The sequence below is a fragment of the Pseudomonas sp. TH08 genome, from assembly GCF_016651275.1.
Classification (GTDB): Bacteria; Pseudomonadota; Gammaproteobacteria; order Pseudomonadales; family Pseudomonadaceae; genus Aquipseudomonas.
Window position 1 is genome coordinate 651,480 of sequence record NZ_JAEKEE010000003.1, and the last position, 14,499, is coordinate 665,978.

At 59.0% G+C, this 14,499-nt stretch carries 16 protein-coding genes; 8 read left to right on the plus strand and 8 right to left on the minus strand.

From position 1 onward, the window contains the following. Positions 1 to 14: 14 nt before the first annotated feature. Complete coding sequence (locus tag JFT91_RS16290; RefSeq protein ID WP_201233050.1) at positions 15 to 833, minus strand: shikimate 5-dehydrogenase; 819 nt, start codon at positions 831 to 833, stop codon at positions 15 to 17. 256 nt (positions 834 to 1,089) lie between these two features. Between JFT91_RS16290 and JFT91_RS16295 the strand changes: the two genes are divergently transcribed. The 3 genes from JFT91_RS16295 to JFT91_RS16305 all read left to right on the plus strand — a co-directional run bounded on the left by JFT91_RS16295 (position 1,090) and on the right by JFT91_RS16305 (position 2,156). Then, positions 1,090 to 1,446 carry a hypothetical protein gene (locus tag JFT91_RS16295; protein WP_141128115.1) on the plus strand — a complete coding sequence of 119 codons (357 nt, stop codon included), beginning with the start codon at positions 1,090 to 1,092 and terminating at the stop codon, positions 1,444 to 1,446. A gap of 230 nt (positions 1,447 to 1,676) precedes the next feature. Continuing rightward, a complete protein-coding gene (locus tag JFT91_RS16300; RefSeq protein WP_201226457.1) occupies positions 1,677 to 1,871 on the plus strand; it encodes a hypothetical protein in 195 nt (64 codons plus the stop codon). A gap of 102 nt (positions 1,872 to 1,973) precedes the next feature. Next, complete coding sequence (locus tag JFT91_RS16305) at positions 1,974 to 2,156, plus strand: hypothetical protein (RefSeq protein WP_201233051.1); 183 nt, start codon at positions 1,974 to 1,976, stop codon at positions 2,154 to 2,156. Here the strand turns inward: JFT91_RS16305 and JFT91_RS16310 are convergent. Together JFT91_RS16310 and JFT91_RS16315 are read right to left on the minus strand one after the other, a co-directional pair. Next, the gene (locus tag JFT91_RS16310; RefSeq protein WP_201226458.1) at positions 2,153 to 3,214 is read right to left on the minus strand and encodes an AI-2E family transporter; all 1,062 of its coding nucleotides are present in this window, start codon (positions 3,212 to 3,214) and stop codon (positions 2,153 to 2,155) included. The two genes, JFT91_RS16305 and JFT91_RS16310, sit on opposite strands and share 4 nt — an antisense overlap. Positions 3,215 to 3,326: 112 nt before the next feature. Continuing rightward, positions 3,327 to 4,013, minus strand: coding sequence for a cysteine hydrolase family protein (locus tag JFT91_RS16315; protein ID WP_201233053.1), 687 nt, complete (start codon positions 4,011 to 4,013; stop codon positions 3,327 to 3,329). Positions 4,014 to 4,205: 192 nt separating this feature from the next. Here JFT91_RS16315 and trhP point away from each other — a divergent pair, with 192 nt between their 5' ends. Next, on the plus strand, positions 4,206 to 5,537 hold the full coding sequence (trhP, locus tag JFT91_RS16320) for a prephenate-dependent tRNA uridine(34) hydroxylase TrhP (protein WP_201233054.1): 1,332 nt from the start codon (positions 4,206 to 4,208) through the stop codon (positions 5,535 to 5,537). Positions 5,538 to 5,659: 122 nt separating this feature from the next. On the opposite strand, the gene JFT91_RS16325 is transcribed toward trhP, so the two are convergent. After that, positions 5,660 to 6,523 (minus strand): LysR family transcriptional regulator, encoded by an 864-nt coding sequence (locus tag JFT91_RS16325; RefSeq protein ID WP_201204757.1) that lies wholly within the window; start codon positions 6,521 to 6,523, stop codon positions 5,660 to 5,662. Between the two features lie 100 nt (positions 6,524 to 6,623). On the opposite strand from JFT91_RS16325, the gene JFT91_RS16330 reads away from it, so the two are divergent. Further along, positions 6,624 to 7,520, plus strand: coding sequence for a DMT family transporter (locus JFT91_RS16330; protein ID WP_201233055.1), 897 nt, complete (start codon positions 6,624 to 6,626; stop codon positions 7,518 to 7,520). 159 nt (positions 7,521 to 7,679) lie between these two features. Here the strand turns inward: JFT91_RS16330 and JFT91_RS16335 are convergent, their stop codons facing one another. Together JFT91_RS16335 and JFT91_RS16340 are read right to left on the minus strand one after the other, a co-directional pair. Beyond that, positions 7,680 to 7,910 carry a hypothetical protein gene (locus JFT91_RS16335; protein WP_201204761.1) on the minus strand — a complete coding sequence of 77 codons (231 nt, stop codon included), beginning with the start codon at positions 7,908 to 7,910 and terminating at the stop codon, positions 7,680 to 7,682. Between the two features lie 92 nt (positions 7,911 to 8,002). Then, positions 8,003 to 8,716: a FadR/GntR family transcriptional regulator gene (locus tag JFT91_RS16340; RefSeq protein ID WP_201233056.1), complete on the minus strand. Its 714-nt coding sequence runs from the start codon at positions 8,714 to 8,716 to the stop codon at positions 8,003 to 8,005. A gap of 356 nt (positions 8,717 to 9,072) precedes the next feature. Here JFT91_RS16340 and JFT91_RS16345 point away from each other — a divergent pair, with 356 nt between their 5' ends. Both JFT91_RS16345 and gudD read left to right on the plus strand, forming a co-directional pair. Further along, entirely contained in the window at positions 9,073 to 10,419 is a 1,347-nt protein-coding gene (locus tag JFT91_RS16345) for an MFS transporter (RefSeq protein ID WP_201226464.1), read from the plus strand. Between the two features lie 37 nt (positions 10,420 to 10,456). Further along, positions 10,457 to 11,800, plus strand: coding sequence for a glucarate dehydratase (gudD, locus tag JFT91_RS16350; RefSeq protein WP_201233057.1), 1,344 nt, complete (start codon positions 10,457 to 10,459; stop codon positions 11,798 to 11,800). Between the two features lie 129 nt (positions 11,801 to 11,929). Here the strand turns inward: gudD and JFT91_RS16355 are convergent, their stop codons facing one another. Continuing rightward, positions 11,930 to 12,802 carry a LysR family transcriptional regulator gene (locus JFT91_RS16355; RefSeq protein ID WP_201226466.1) on the minus strand — a complete coding sequence of 291 codons (873 nt, stop codon included), beginning with the start codon at positions 12,800 to 12,802 and terminating at the stop codon, positions 11,930 to 11,932. A 232-nt stretch (positions 12,803 to 13,034) separates the two neighbouring features. Here JFT91_RS16355 and ampC point away from each other — a divergent pair, with 232 nt between their 5' ends. After that, entirely contained in the window at positions 13,035 to 14,129 is a 1,095-nt protein-coding gene (gene ampC, locus JFT91_RS16360; RefSeq protein ID WP_518524877.1) for a class C beta-lactamase, read from the plus strand. A gap of 99 nt (positions 14,130 to 14,228) precedes the next feature. Here ampC and JFT91_RS16365 read toward each other — a convergent pair whose 3' ends face one another. Continuing rightward, the gene (locus JFT91_RS16365) at positions 14,229 to 14,495 is read right to left on the minus strand and encodes a hypothetical protein (protein WP_201233059.1); all 267 of its coding nucleotides are present in this window, start codon (positions 14,493 to 14,495) and stop codon (positions 14,229 to 14,231) included. Positions 14,496 to 14,499: the final 4 nt, after the last annotated feature.

A 14,499-nucleotide genomic window follows, 5' to 3' on the forward strand; every position in this document is an offset into this window, starting at 1 on the left:
ACAAAACCAGGAAGTCAGCTACGGGCAAACGCCACCGCCGCCGCAAACTGCTGCTCATTCGGACGCACGCCGGTGTACAGCACAAACTGCTCCAGCGCCTGGATCGCGATGACCTCAAGCCCGGTAATGACCTTTTTCCCCTCGGCACGCCCGCGCACGATCAACGGCGTCTCCGACGGAATTGCCACCACATCAAACACCGTCTCGGCGGCTTTGATCACTTCAGGCTCAAACGCCAGCTGCCCCGCCTCCGGCCCACCGTCCATGCCAACCGGTGTGACGTTGATCAACATCTGTGGCCGCTCATCGCCCAGCTCTGCCTGCCAGCGATAGCCCAGAGAGTCCGCCAACGCCCGGCCAGCGCGCTCGTTGCGCGCAATGATCACGCCGTTTCTATAGCCGCCATCACGCAAGGCACTGGCCACCGCTTTGGCCATGCCGCCACTGCCGCGCAGGGCGAACGTCGATTGCTTTGACACCGCATGGATTTCCAGCAACTGTGCGATGGCGATGTAATCGGTGTTGTAAGCCTTGAGATGACCATGGGTGTTGACGATGGTGTTGATCGACTGGATCGCCGCTGCCGACGCGTCGAGCTCATCGACCAAGGCAATGCAGGCTTCCTTGAACGGCATGGACACGCCGCAACCGCGAATGCCCAAGGCGCGAATACCACCGACCGCACCGCTCAGGTCCTGGCTGCTGAAGGCCTTGTAGTAGAAATTCAGGCCCAACTGCTCATACAAATGGTTATGAAAACGCAGACCGAAATTGCCTGGGCGTCCTGACAGGGACATGCACAGCTGGGTGTCTTTGTTCGGGTTCATCTGCATGAAACTTCTCCTTCAAACGCACTTTCGGATGGACGGGATTGGCCATGCCATCGGGTTCTGAACGATCATAGAGGCCTGTCTACCAAGGGTTTGGCGGCCATCGATTGGCCCGGTAAAGAAGCCGGTACAGACCTTACACAAAATTTACCCAGCGGCTGTGCTGAATTTCAGAATTTCGCTGTCATAGAAGTATCCCCGCGACAACTGTGGGCCTGGTGCAGGCCCTGCCGCCGGGTCGAAGAACCGAGGACTTATCATGATTCGTAAACTCCCTATCGTGGCCCTGCTGATTGGTGCATTCGCTGTCGCAGGGCAAGCAGAAGCCCATGGCGGCAACTATTGGCAAGGCCCTGCGGTGTTTGGCGCGATCGTCGGCTCGGCCATTATCGGTTCGGCGCTTATCAACCAGGACCGCCCTGTCTATGTGCAACAGGCGCCCGTGTATGCCGCACCACCACCGGTTTATGTGCAACAACCGCCGCCACCGGTCTACTACCAGCCAGCGCCGGTGTATGTGCAACAACCGGTGTACGTCCAACCGGCCCCGGTGTATTACGGCCCGCCGCGTGGCTACTATGGTCGACCACACTATTACGGCGGCCCACGCTGGTAATCTGAACAACAAGCCCCGCTTTTATAGCGGGGCTTTTTTATGACCGTTGGTCGGCCCAGGTCTGAAAAAATCTCGCCAAGGTCGTTGTCGGGACAGTTTGTGCAGCTAAAGTCGGCATGATGGCCTTGACCGTTGGCGGCAAAACATTAAACGGTCATCTATTTGTCATGACGGAACCGCAATCTGAATCCGTCCGTAAACAACAGGTTGATAACAACAAGGACGACTCAATGCCTACACAAAACCCGCACCGCATCGTCGGTTTGTGCACCTCAAGCAAGGTATACAGCGCGCTGACCGAGCTAAAGCACCTCGAAGGCCATCGCTGCGCCAAGCTTCTCTCCCTGCTGGCGGAGAATCTGGTGCACAAAGGTCTGCTCAATGAGCACGAAGTGATGCACATGCTCGACCAGGTGGTCGATTGAGCCAGCCCTCAACGGCGTCAATGACCACTATCGAAAACGTTGATTTTCCGTAGAGCCGGCGAGTCCTTAAGGTAGCTCCATCGATTGATGGAGGTACTTGTCATGGCTCAGGTTCAAATCATGTCCGTTATCGGCAGCGCCGTTCCCGCCTCGCTCAGAGAGCTGGGATTGCTGGCCTGCTGGTATCTGATGCGCGACGGCGAGCCAATCAGCGGCCCGCTGACTTCGCTGCCAGCGGCACAGGCCCTGTCGCAGAAGATCGTCGACGGTGCATTCAACGCTTAAGGCAGTTGCACCCTGGGTTTGGTTTCGACGAACAGCGCCCAGCTCGACATGAACAATGCGGCGATCAACGGCCCGATCACAAAACCGTTCAAGCCGAACACCGCCAGGCCACCCAGGGTCGAGATCAGAATCATGTAATCGGGCATGCGCGTGTCCTTGCCCACCAGAATCGGACGCAGCACGTTGTCCACCAGCCCGATCACGAAGATCCCGAACAACCCCAACACCACGCCTTGCCAGATCATCCCGCTGAGCAGGAAGTAAATGGCGACCGGCGCCCAGACAATCCCCGCGCCCACTGCCGGCAACAGCGACAGAAATGCCATCAGCACCGCCCAGAGCAGCGCGCTGGGAATGTCGAGAAACCAGAAGATCGCCCCTCCCAAAGCACCCTGCGTGACCGCAACGACCAGATTGCCTTTGACTGTCGCACGCACCACCCGGTTGAACTTCAATTGCAGACGACGCTTGTGGTTTTCTTCCAGCGGCACCGCCGTGCGCATTTTGCGCGCCAGTTCGGGACCGTCGCGCAGAAAGAAAAACAGCAGGTACAACATGATGAAAAAACTCACCACGAATTCGAATGTGCCCTGTCCAAAACTGAAAGCCTGACTGGCCAACACCTGGCTGCCCTGCATCGCCGCCTTGACGATTTTCTCACGCAACGCATTAAGTTCACCGACACCAAAACGATCGAGCAAATGCTGAAAGTACGGTGGCAGGCTGTGTTTAAACTGCGCCAGATACGCCGCAATATCGAGTTCGCCGCTTTCTATGTTCTTGTAGACCGTCGCCCCTTCCTGCACCAACAGCACGCTGAGAATGATCACCGGCAAAATTGCAATCACCAGACAAATGCTCAGCGTACACAGCGACGTCAGGTTGCGCTGCCAGCCGAACTTCGCCTGCAACCTGCGCTGCATCGGCGCAAACACGATGCCGAGGATTACCGCCCAGAACACTGCGCCGTAGAACGGCAACAGAATCCAGATAAAGGCTACCGTCACCAGCAACAGCAGCACGGTGAGGGATTTGAATTGAAGGCTTTTTTCGTTCATGTCCGATCCATGTCAGTCAGGCGCCACGCACGCCCGCCCAACTTAGTCAGCCGCCATCCGCGCGAGTGCCATCTTTGTTCATGGAGCATAGTTGCGGATCAGCGCGGGCTGATTAGCGAACCGGCAGTTTGACGATCTGCCCGGTGCTCAGCACGTCACCGAAGGTGTCTTCGACTTCCGCCAGCGCCGCTTTGTGCAGCGAGTCCTTGTCGATGGAAGCACCATTGGCGCGAGTGATTGCGCGGGTCGCCGAGGCATCGGACGCAACGATCACGTTGTAGCCCAGCGGCGCGGCATCCCGGGCTGCACCGGCGACGCAGGCGTGGGTCATCAGGCCGGCGATGATCACGGTTTCAATCCCCGACTTCTTCAGGCGCTCGTTGAGATCCGTGCTGCCGAACACGCTGACCGTGGTCTTTTGCAGCACGACATCGTTGGCGCGTGGCTGCATGTCCTTATGAAATTTCACCGTTTCGCCATCGATGGCAAACACCGCCGAACCGGCCGGCGCGACGTGCTGAACGTGGTAGACCGGAATCTTGTGGCTGTCCGCGAAGGCAATCAGCTCACGGGTTTTCGCCAGGGCGGCGGCACCGTCCGGGATTGGCATCCTGCCGGTGAAGTATTCGTTCTGGAAATCGATCACCAACAGTGCGGATTTGCCCGCCGGCAAGTGATCGGTCGGCGTGGCGCCGGACATCGCCCGGATGGTCGGATGGCTGCCAGCCACGGCGGCGGTGCTGGCCAAAACACCGGAGAATGCACAAGCGGCAAGAAAACGACGGGTAAAACGTTGCATGGGACTTTCCTTCTGCTATTGAGTGGATGAGCAAAGGTTAAGCGCGTATCGCCCCATCGAACACAGTGCAACCGGCACATGATCTGTGCAGTTTTTGCACAGATAACCACCACTCGCGCAAACATAGATCCATATCAATACACTCGATTGGCAAGCGCATTACCCTGCCGCGCTTTTGCGACCGACACCGCCATGAACTCTAGCCTCGCCGCCCCGGAACTGCTGGCTCCCGCCGGCACCCTGAAAAACATGCGTTACGCCTTCGCCTACGGTGCCGATGCCGTCTATGCCGGTCAGCCGCGTTACAGCTTGCGCGTGCGTAACAACGAGTTCGATCACGCCAATCTGGCGCTGGGCATTCGCGAAGCACAGGCGCAGGGCAAGCGCTTCTACGTGGTGGTCAACATCGCGCCGCACAACGCCAAGCTGAAGACGTTCCTCAAGGATCTGGCGCCGGTGATCGAGATGGCACCGGACGCGCTGATAATGTCCGATCCGGGCCTGATCATGCTGGTACGCCGACATTTTGCGCAGATGCCGATCCATCTGTCGGTGCAGGCCAATACGGTGAACTGGGCGAGTGTCGAGTTCTGGCAGCAACAGGGGTTGAGCCGGATCATCCTCTCACGTGAGTTGTCGCTGGAAGAGATCGGCGAGATTCGCGAGCAAGTGCCGGGCATGGAGCTGGAGGTCTTCGTCCATGGCGCGTTGTGCATGGCCTATTCCGGGCGCTGCCTGCTGTCCGGTTACATGAACAGGCGAGACGCCAACCAGGGCACCTGCACCAATGCCTGTCGCTGGAAATACGCGGCGCAGCCCGCCACGGAAAACCAACTGGGCGAGATCGTGCAGACCTGTCAGCCCGAGCCGACGCTGGGCCTCGGCGCGCCAACCGATCAGGTGTTCCTGTTGCAGGAAGCCAACCGCCCCGACGAATTGATGCCCGCGTTCGAAGACGAGCACGGCACCTACATCATGAACGCCAAGGACCTGCGCGCGGTGCAGCACGTCGAGCGTCTGACCCGCATGGGCGTACATTCGCTGAAGATCGAAGGCCGGACCAAATCGCACTTCTATTGCGCACGCACGACGCAGGTGTATCGCCGGGCCATTGATGATGCGGTGGCCGGACGCGAGTTTGATCGCAGCCTGATGACCGATCTCGAATCACTGGCCCAGCGCGGCTACACCGAGGGCTTTCTGCGTCGACATGTGCATGATGAATACCAGAACTATCAGCACGGCAGTTCGGTATCGGAGCGCCAACAGTTTGTCGGCGAGTTGACCGGCGAACGGCGTGATCGCCTGGCGGAGGTCAAGGTCAAGAACCGGTTTGCATTGGGCGATCACCTGGAATTGATGACGCCCAAGGGTAATTTTCACTTTGATCTGCATGAATTGCAGAGCATCAAAGGTGAAGCCATCGACGTCGCGCCGGGGGACGGGCATACGGTGTATCTGCCAATCCCGGATGCGGTGGATTTGCGCTTCGCCTTACTGATGCGCGACCTCACCACCGTGTAACCCGTGTAACCCATGTAGGAGCTGCCGAAGGCTGCGATCTTTTGATGTTGCCTTTTTGAATCAAAATCAAAAGATCGCAGCCTTCGGCAGCTCCTACCTTTGTCAGCTATTCAGCCTCGGGGTCAGGTGAACTCTTCGCGCAGCATCGCCACGAACGCCTCGCGTGCCGGGTGTACCCCGGCATTTTCGTGCCAGTAAAACAGGTTGTCGATGGCCGTCAGCTCGGGGAACTCATAGCCCACGCAGCCGGCGCCTTTGGCATATTGATCAAACACACCCTTGGGTACCAACGCCACGCCGGCACCGGCACTGACACAGCCGACAATCGCCCCGTAACTGGCGAGACTGACAATCGGCAGCGCCTGCCCCTGACGCAATAACCACTGCTCCAGCGCCGCCCGATAGGGACAACCCTGCGGCCACATGAATACGGTTTTGTCTTGCAGATCATCGATGCCGCGCACCGGCCCGAACGACGTTGAGGCGATCAGCAGCAGCTCTTCGCGATACATCGGCGTGCGTTTGAGCTGAGAGCGCTCGACGTCCACTGCCACAATCGCGCCGTCGAGTCGATGGCTGAGCGTGTCGTCGAGTAACTGGCCCCAGGTGCCGGTGGTGAGTTCCAGCGCCACCTGCGGAAAGCGCTTGTGAAACTTCGCCAACAATCGCGGTAATCGCCCGGTCGCCGAGGACTCGATGGCGCCTATGCGCAGCGGACCGGACGGCTCCGCCGATGGATCGACGGCGCGTTTGGCTTCAGCGGTCAGCGCGAGAATTTTTTCCGCATAGGCCAGAAACGTCTGCCCCGCAGGACTGATGCGCAACCCGCGCCCCTCGCGCAGAAACAGCGCAACGCCAAGCTCAGCCTCCAACGCCTTGATGCGCGCGGTGATGTTCGACGGCACGCAGAACAATTTTTCTGCCGCTCGGGCAATGCTGCCAAGTTCGGCCACGGTCTTGAACATACGGATTTGCGCCAGCTCCATATCCATCACTCTGAGTGAACATTCAGCGCAGTATAAGTCAGTTGTGGCGAATGATTGGCCGATCGGATACTCGACCCACCAAACCTTCCGGTGCCCGATCATGTCGCCCCCTACTCCTCTGAAAATCCTTTTGGCCATGGCATTTGTCGTCGGCTGCTGGGCGTATTCGCCGACCGGTATTCATCTCGGCCTGCAAGCCTACGAGCCCGGGCATCTGGCGTTGTTGCGGTTTCTGCTGGCGTCGTTGCTGATGGCGGTGATCGCGGCGTTCAAAGGTGTTCGCTTGCCACAGTGGCGCGATGTGCCACTGCTGTTTGCGTTGGGATTCTTCGCTGTCAGCCTGCATCACGTTGCGTTGAACATCGGCCAGCAAGGCGTCAGTGCCGGCGCTTCGAGTGTGCTGGCGCAATCGAGTCCATTGTTCAGCACGCTGCTGGCGCGCTTCGTGTTCAAGGATCACGTCAGTGTCTGGCGCTGGGGTTGCGTGTTGCTCGGTTTCATCGGCGTAGTGATTGTGGTCAGTGGTGACACAGGCCTCGGCGCTATCGACGCGCATGGCTTGCTGATCCTGCTGGCGGCGGTGTCGTGGAGCGTTTATTTCGCTTTGCAAAAACATCATGCCCGGCGTTACGACGGCTTCAGCCTGGCGTGCTACGCGGTGTGGTCAGGGACGTTAATGCTGATGATTTACCTGCCGGGGCTGAGCGAAACGGTGATGAAAGCGCCGCTGCGCGTGCAATGGGCGGTGTTGGCGCTGGGGGTATTCCCCAGTGCGCTGGCGTATCTGGCGTGGGGATTTGTGCTCAAGCACGTGGATTTGAGTCGGGCGACGATGACGCTGTACCTGATACCGCCGACGGCGATGGCGATTGCTTCGGTCGGGTTAGGCGAGCGACCGACGTTGATGGTGTTGGCGGGGTCGGTGGTGGTGCTGATCAGTGTGCTGGCGTTGAATCTGGAGCGGCGGGTTGGCGGGGTTCGGGCAGTTGGGGTGTGATCTGAGAAGGTGTTGAACCTGAAGCAGCTATCGCGAGCAGGTTCACGCCGGCAATGGCTGGGTGTACCCATATTTGGTGTACACCCCAGCACATTGCAGGTGTGAGCCTGCTCGCGATGAGGCCCTGAACGACAGCAGATCAATCAGACCAGACTTCGATCAGCGCCGATCATCCGACAATGGCGTCGGCTCATCCGCTGGCGGTACGTCATCGGCCGCTGGCGGTTCCTTCCAGTCTTCCGGCCGGTCGGCATCGCTCAACGGATCGCGCCCCGGTGCCATACCCGGCGGCGCATCGTGATCCGCCAGTGTCGGCTCGTCGGTGCCGGGCATTGGCCGGGTCGGATCGGTCGGCAGAACACCACCCTGAAACAGCAAATCGTTAGCCATGACGCACCTCACCAAGGAGGTCCGGAATACCCGGGCCGTAAACCTTGGAAGCTGCCCTGTGTGCGGCGTGCTATCGAACAGACCAACGGCGATCAGCTCTGTGCGCGGAAGCGATCGCGGCTGTTGGTCAGGTGCAGCCACATCGCCGCACGGGCCGCGTCCGCGTCCTGGCGCTTGATCGCGTTCAGAATCGCCTCGTGTTCCAGATTGGCCAGTTGCCCGAGCTTGCTCAGGTCCGCCGCACCACGCTCGGCAGCATTGACCCGCGTACGCGGAATCATCGCGCTGCCCAGGTGCAGCATGATTTCGCTGAAACAGATATTGCCGGTGGCCTCGGCGATCAACAGATGAAAGCGTCGATCCGCCTCGACGCAACTGTCGTTATTGGCCAGCAGACGTTGATAGTCATCCAGCGCCTGGCGCATCAGCAGCAGTTGCTGCTCGGTTCGCCGTTGCGCTGCCAATGCTGCCGCCTGAGTCTCCAGGCCCATGCGCAACTCGAGAATGCTGCGCACGCCCAGCGCCGTGTCGACATTCAGCCGCAACCCCTGCTCCGGCGCGCGCTCGATCACGAACGTGCCGATGCCGTGGCGCGTCTCGACCAGTCCCGAAGCCTGCAATTTGGAAATCGCCTCGCGCACAACGGTGCGGCTGACGCCGTGTTCCTGAACGATCGAGTTTTCCGACGGCAGCTTGTCACCGGGCGACATCTGACCGAGCAGGATGCTCTGGGTAAGCTTTTCCACCAGGTCATGGGCAAGGTTGTGCGCACGTTTGCGACCGGGGGCGTCGAGGTCTTCTTGCATGGTCGGTTCCGATGATCGGGGCTCGCGGATCGTATCACCGCGCGGGGGAATGACGAGATTGATTCTAGCGTGGAAAAGCCAGCCAACTTGTATGACAACACTCAATCTCCGCCAGTTTTCTCAGCACTCCCACAAAGGCTAAATACCATTAGCAAGCGGCATCCCCTTCTCTCGCACATCAATATCGACGCATAAAATCAGGGGAAAAACCTAAAAAGGCATAAAAAAACCGCGCACCAGAGGAAATTAATCAGTCCTTCCCACTTGTAGGACAAAAAATCTCAGTTGTATGATGTCTATCAACACGCAACACCCAGCCCTGCCCCGCATAAAAATAATCAGTGGGAGAAAACCAAGTGAAAACCTCCGTCTCCGGGATGAACGAGGGCGTTGATGCAACGCTGGCGTCCGCCATCTCGAAAGTGAAACGCCACGTCCTGCCGCTCTTCGTGATCATGTTCATCGTCAATTACATTGACCGGGTGAACATCGGTTTTGTCCGCACCCACATGGAACACGATCTGGGCATCGGTGCCGCCGCTTACGGCTTCGGCGCTGGCCTGTTCTTTATCGGTTACGCGTTGTTCGAAGTCCCCTCCAACATGCTTTTGCAAAAAGTCGGCGCACGCATCTGGCTGACCCGCATCATGCTCACCTGGGGTCTGGTCGCCGCCGGCATGGCGTTCATCCAGAACGAAACCCACTTCTATGTTTTGCGCTTTCTGCTCGGCGTAGCCGAAGCCGGATTTTTTCCCGGCGTGATCTACTACTTCACCCGTTGGCTGCCCGGCGTTGAACGCGGCAAAGCGATCGCGATCTTCCTCAGCGGTTCGGCCGTGGCCTCGCTGATTTCCGGGCCGTTGTCCGGCCTGCTCCTGCAAATCAACGGACTCGGCCTGCACGGCTGGCAATGGATGTACTTCATCGAGGGGATGTTTTCAGTGTGCCTGTGCGTGTTCGTCTGGTTCTGGCTCGACGCCAAACCCCACGATGCGAAATGGCTGACCCGTGCCGAACAGGACGCCTTGGTCACAGCCATCGACGATGAACAGAAGGCCCGCGAAGCCGCCACACCCATCCGTCCATCGATGGGCAAACTGCTCAAGGATCGGCAGATCATTCTGTTCTGCCTGATCTACTTCTTCATCCAGTTGACGATCTACGCCGCGACGTTCTGGCTGCCGAGCATCATCAAGAAGATGGGCGAAATGAGCGACGTTCAGGTCGGGCTCTTCAATTCGATTCCGTGGCTGTTGTCGATCATCGGCATGTACGCCTTTGCCTCGTTTTCCGCCAAATGGAAACATCAACAAGCCTGGGTCGCCACTGCGTTGTTGATAGCTGCAGCGGGGATGTTCATGTCCACCACCGGCGGGCCGATCTTCGCCTTCGTCGCGATCTGCTTTGCGGCGCTGGGGTTCAAATCCGCCTCGTCGCTGTTCTGGCCGATTCCCCAAGCGTATCTGGATGCACGAATCGCCGCCGCAGTGATCGCGCTGATCAACTCGGTAGGCAACCTCGGCGGTTTCGTCGCGCCGACCACGTTCGGCCTGCTCGAAGAGCACACCGGCTCGATTCAGGGCGGCCTCTATGGCTTGGCCGCGACCTCGATCATCGCCGCGATCATTGTTTTCTTCGCACGCACCGCACCCAAACCCGCCGCTGAAATCGCCGTGGCCGACGCCGCGCCGAAACACGCCTGACTGGCGTTTTCGCAGACGACTCACAAGGACAACAACAATGAATGCACACGACAGCGCCAAAGCCCCGATCATCACCGACATGCAAGTCATCCCGGTGGCCGGCCACGACGGCATGCTGCTCAATTTGAGCGGCGCTCACGGGCCATTTTTTACCCGCAACATCGTCATTCTCAAAGACAACGCCGGCCACACCGGTGTCGGCGAAATACCCGGCGGCGAACGCATTCGCCAGACACTGGAAGATGCACGCAGCCTGGTGATCGGCAGCCCGATCGGCACCTATCAAAAGATCCTCAATCAAGTGCGCCAGACTTTTGCCGAGCGCGATGCCGGCGGCCGTGGCCTGCAAACCTTCGACCTGCGCATCACCATCCACGCGGTCACTGGTCTAGAAGCCGCCCTGCTCGACCTGCTCGGTCAGCACCTCGACGTACCGGTCGCGGCGCTGCTCGGTGAAGGTCAGCAACGTGATGAAGTGAAGATGCTCGGCTATCTGTTCTACGTCGGTGATCAGCGCGAAACCGACCTCGCCTACCGCAGCGAGCCGGACGCCGACAATGAATGGTTCCGCCTGCGCCACGAGAAAGCCATGACTGCCGAAGCCGTGGTGCGTCTGGCTGAAGCGGCGCAGGCGAAATACGGTTTCAAGGACTTCAAACTCAAGGGTGGTGTGCTCAGTGGCGATGCCGAAATCGAAGCGGTGACGGCGCTGGCCGAGCGCTTCCCGGAGGCGCGGATTACCCTCGATCCGAATGGCGCATGGTCACTGAAGGAAGCGATTCGTCTGTGCCGTGATCAGCACCATGTGCTGGCTTACGCAGAAGACCCGTGCGGTGCGGAAAACGGTTATTCCGGCCGTGAAGTGATGGCCGAGTTCCGCCGCGCCACCGGGCTGAAAACCGCCACCAACATGATCGCCACCGACTGGCGTGAAATGGGCCACGCGATCCAGTTGCAGTCAGTCGATATTCCGCTGGCCGACCCGCACTTCTGGACGATGCAGGGTTCGGTTCGAGTCGCGCAGATGTGCCATGAGTGGGGCCTGACCTGGGGTTCGCATTCCAATAATCACTTCGATATTTCCTTGGCGATGTTCACTCACGTGGCTGCCGCAGCGCCGGGCGACATCACCGCCATCGACACCCACTGGATCTGGCAGGACGGCCAGCGCCTGACCAAGGCACCGCTGCAAATCATCGGCGGCTGCGTGCAGGTGCCGAAGAAACCGGGGCTGGGTGTTGAGCTGGACATGGATCAAGTGGCCAAGGCGCACGAACTCTATAAAGGCATGGGCCTGGGTGCGCGGGATGACAGCGTGGCCATGCAGTTTCTGATTCCGGGGTGGAAGTTCGATAACAAGCGGCCGTGTCTGGTGCGCTGAACCTGATCTCCAATCCACCACTTTCCCCTGTGGGAGCGAGCCTGCTCGCGAATGCGGTATGACGGCCAACATTTTTGTCGACTGACACACCGTTTTCGCGAGCAGGCTCGCTCCCACAGGGGTTTTGCATTAACCAGAGATTTGCAGCAGCCAGTTTTTGAACGCAAGCATCGCCGCTGTTTCCGGGCGCGACTGCAACCGTGTCAGCCAATAACTGCCAGTGGTGATCTCGACGGCAAACGGCTGGCAAATCGCATCCGCCGCCAGTTGCCGGGCGAACATCAACGGCGGCGCCAACGCCACCCCGCCGCCCTGCAACGCTGCCTCCATCATTGCCAGCGACGAGTCGAAGACAATGCTTTGCGGCGGCGCCGCCTGGGTCGCCAGACCCGCTGCCTGAAACCATTCAGGCCACTCATCTGTGCGATAGGAACGCAGCAACGTCTGCTGCAACAGATCCCCCGGCGTGTGCAATTGCCGAGCGATTTCCGGCACACACAACACCGACAGCGGCGCATCGAGCAGTCGCGTCGCTTCGATGCCATGCCACGCCCCGGCGCCAAAACGGATCGCGTAATCCAGCCCTTCCGCCGCAACATCCACGCGATTGTTGTGGGTCGACAGCCGTAAATCTATGAGCGGATGTTTCGCCTTGAAATCGGCCAGCCTCGGCAACAGCCAACCGACAGCGAATGTACCGACTGCGCCGACGGTCAACATTTCGCGAGGGTGTCCGCCGGCAAGTCGTTCCAGAATCTGTGCGATGTGATCGAACGAGGTGCTCAGCACCGGCAACAAGGTTTCGCCTTCACTGGTCAGCATAAGCCCACGGGGCAAGCGTTTGAACAGCGTTACGTTGAGCTGCGCTTCAAGGCTTTTGACTTGATGGCTGACGGCAGCCTGAGTCACGCACAGCTCCACGGCCGCACGGGTGAAACTCAGATGACGCGCCGAGGCCTCGAAGGCGCGCAGCGCATTGAGCGGCAATTGAGGTCGAATCATGCCCAGTCCCAAATTTTTCTAATGGCTAATCCGAGATTTCATCGTTTGTCGATGAGTGCCAGACTGCCTAAATTGTCGGCGCTGATCAGCCGCCCAACGTTGCATTTGCCCGCAGTCTAGCGGGATAACACCCTCAACACTCATGGAGAGTGGTTCACTCATGTCATTCATCAACCCGAGCAAAGTCATTTCCTGCAGCGCTTTCGGCCTGTTCTTCGGCGCCGCCACCTGCATGGCCGCACCGCAAACCGACGAACAACTGCAAGCACTGGTCAACGCTGCCGTCACGCCAGTGATGCAACAACAGAATATTCCCGGCCTGGCCGTTGCACTGACCATTAACGGTAAACCGCATTACTTTAACTACGGCGTCGCGGCCAAAGACACCGGGCAGAAAGTCAGCGAAAACACCCTGTTTGAAATCGGTTCGGTGAGCAAAACCTTCACCGCAACCCTCGCCGGTTACGCCCAGGCAACGGGCAAACTGAATCTGTCGACCAAGGCCAGCCAACTCTGGCCGGAACTCAAAGGCAGCGCTTTCGACAACGTCAGCGTGCTGCAACTGGGCACCTACAGCGCGGGCGGTTTGCCGCTGCAATTCCCCGCCGACGCGGATTCAACGGACAAGATGCTCGGCTATTACCAGCAGTGGAAACCTGATTATCCGGCGGGCAGTCATCGCCTGTATTCCAATCCGAGCCTGGGTTTGTTCGGTTACCTGACGGCGAAAAGTCTGGGCCAGCCGTTTGATCAGGCGATGACGCAAACCCTGCTGCCGAAACTTGGCCTCAAGCACACCTACATTCAAGTGCCCGCAGCCGAAGAGAAACTCTACGCCAAGGGCTATGACAAGAAAGACCAACCCGTTCGGGTCAGTCCGGGCGCACTGGATTCCGAAGCCTATGGCATCAAGACCAGTGCAGTGGACTTGCTGCGTTACGTGCAGGCCAACCTGAAACCGGCCAGCCTTGAAGCGCCGCTGCAACAAGCCATCGCCGCGACCCACACCGGTTACTACACCGTCGGCGACATGACCCAAGGCCTTGGTTGGGAAAGCTATGCTTACCCGATCAGCCTGGAAAAACTGCAGAACGGCAACTCGACACCGATGGCGATGGAGGCGCACAAGGTCAAATGGCTGACTCCGCCACAGCCTGAACCGGCCAATGTGTTCTACAACAAAACTGGCGCAACCGGTGGCTTTGGCGCGTACGTGGCGTTTGTGCCGTCGAAGGACGTTGGCATCGTGATTCTGGCGAACAAGAATTACCCGAATGCGCAACGGGTGAAAATTGCCCACGAAATATTCAGCGCGCTGAAGGACTGAAAATCAAAAGATCGCAGCCTGCGGCAACTCCTACATTGACCGAGTGAAAACCCGATCCTGTAGGAGCTGCCGCAGGCTGCGATCTTTTTGTTTCAGCGCTTAAAGCTGCGCCTGCAACCGCCACCCGATGACATCCATCAGGTCACAACTGTCACGCAACGGAATCGCCAATACCCGGGCGAAATCCTGCAACAGCAAGGCATCGTGTCCCTTGCCCTCCTCCAGCGCCAGGGTTTCCAGCAACTGCGTCACGCAGCGCAAGCGATACGCCGCCGTACCGTGCAACACGTCTACGGGTGCTTCACTGTCGATCAGCAGGCATGGAATCTTGCAGTCGATACCGGTGATGGGGATGTAGCGCGCCATGCTT

What these genes read in the sequence shown, in the direction of transcription:
- trhP (WP_201233054.1), top strand. Translation starts at nt 4,206, where the DNA reads ATGAACTCTAGCCTCGCCGCCCCGGAACTGCTGGCTCCCGCCGGCACC.
- JFT91_RS16335 (WP_201204761.1), bottom strand. Translation starts at nt 7,910, where the DNA reads ATGGCTAACGATTTGCTGTTTCAGGGTGGTGTTCTGCCGACCGATCCG.
- JFT91_RS16365 (WP_201233059.1), bottom strand. Translation starts at nt 14,495, where the DNA reads ATGGCGCGCTACATCCCCATCACCGGTATCGACTGCAAGATTCCATGC.
- JFT91_RS16355 (WP_201226466.1), bottom strand. Translation starts at nt 12,802, where the DNA reads ATGATTCGACCTCAATTGCCGCTCAATGCGCTGCGCGCCTTCGAGGCC.
- ampC (WP_518524877.1), top strand. Translation starts at nt 13,035, where the DNA reads ATGGCCGCACCGCAAACCGACGAACAACTGCAAGCACTGGTCAACGCT.
- JFT91_RS16330 (WP_201233055.1), top strand. Translation starts at nt 6,624, where the DNA reads ATGTCGCCCCCTACTCCTCTGAAAATCCTTTTGGCCATGGCATTTGTC.
- JFT91_RS16290 (WP_201233050.1), bottom strand. Translation starts at nt 833, where the DNA reads ATGCAGATGAACCCGAACAAAGACACCCAGCTGTGCATGTCCCTGTCA.
- JFT91_RS16325 (WP_201204757.1), bottom strand. Translation starts at nt 6,523, where the DNA reads ATGGAGCTGGCGCAAATCCGTATGTTCAAGACCGTGGCCGAACTTGGC.
- JFT91_RS16305 (WP_201233051.1), top strand. Translation starts at nt 1,974, where the DNA reads ATGGCTCAGGTTCAAATCATGTCCGTTATCGGCAGCGCCGTTCCCGCC.
- JFT91_RS16315 (WP_201233053.1), bottom strand. Translation starts at nt 4,013, where the DNA reads ATGCAACGTTTTACCCGTCGTTTTCTTGCCGCTTGTGCATTCTCCGGT.
- JFT91_RS16300 (WP_201226457.1), top strand. Translation starts at nt 1,677, where the DNA reads ATGCCTACACAAAACCCGCACCGCATCGTCGGTTTGTGCACCTCAAGC.
- gudD (WP_201233057.1), top strand. Translation starts at nt 10,457, where the DNA reads ATGAATGCACACGACAGCGCCAAAGCCCCGATCATCACCGACATGCAA.
- JFT91_RS16295 (WP_141128115.1), top strand. Translation starts at nt 1,090, where the DNA reads ATGATTCGTAAACTCCCTATCGTGGCCCTGCTGATTGGTGCATTCGCT.
- JFT91_RS16310 (WP_201226458.1), bottom strand. Translation starts at nt 3,214, where the DNA reads ATGAACGAAAAAAGCCTTCAATTCAAATCCCTCACCGTGCTGCTGTTG.
- JFT91_RS16340 (WP_201233056.1), bottom strand. Translation starts at nt 8,716, where the DNA reads ATGCAAGAAGACCTCGACGCCCCCGGTCGCAAACGTGCGCACAACCTT.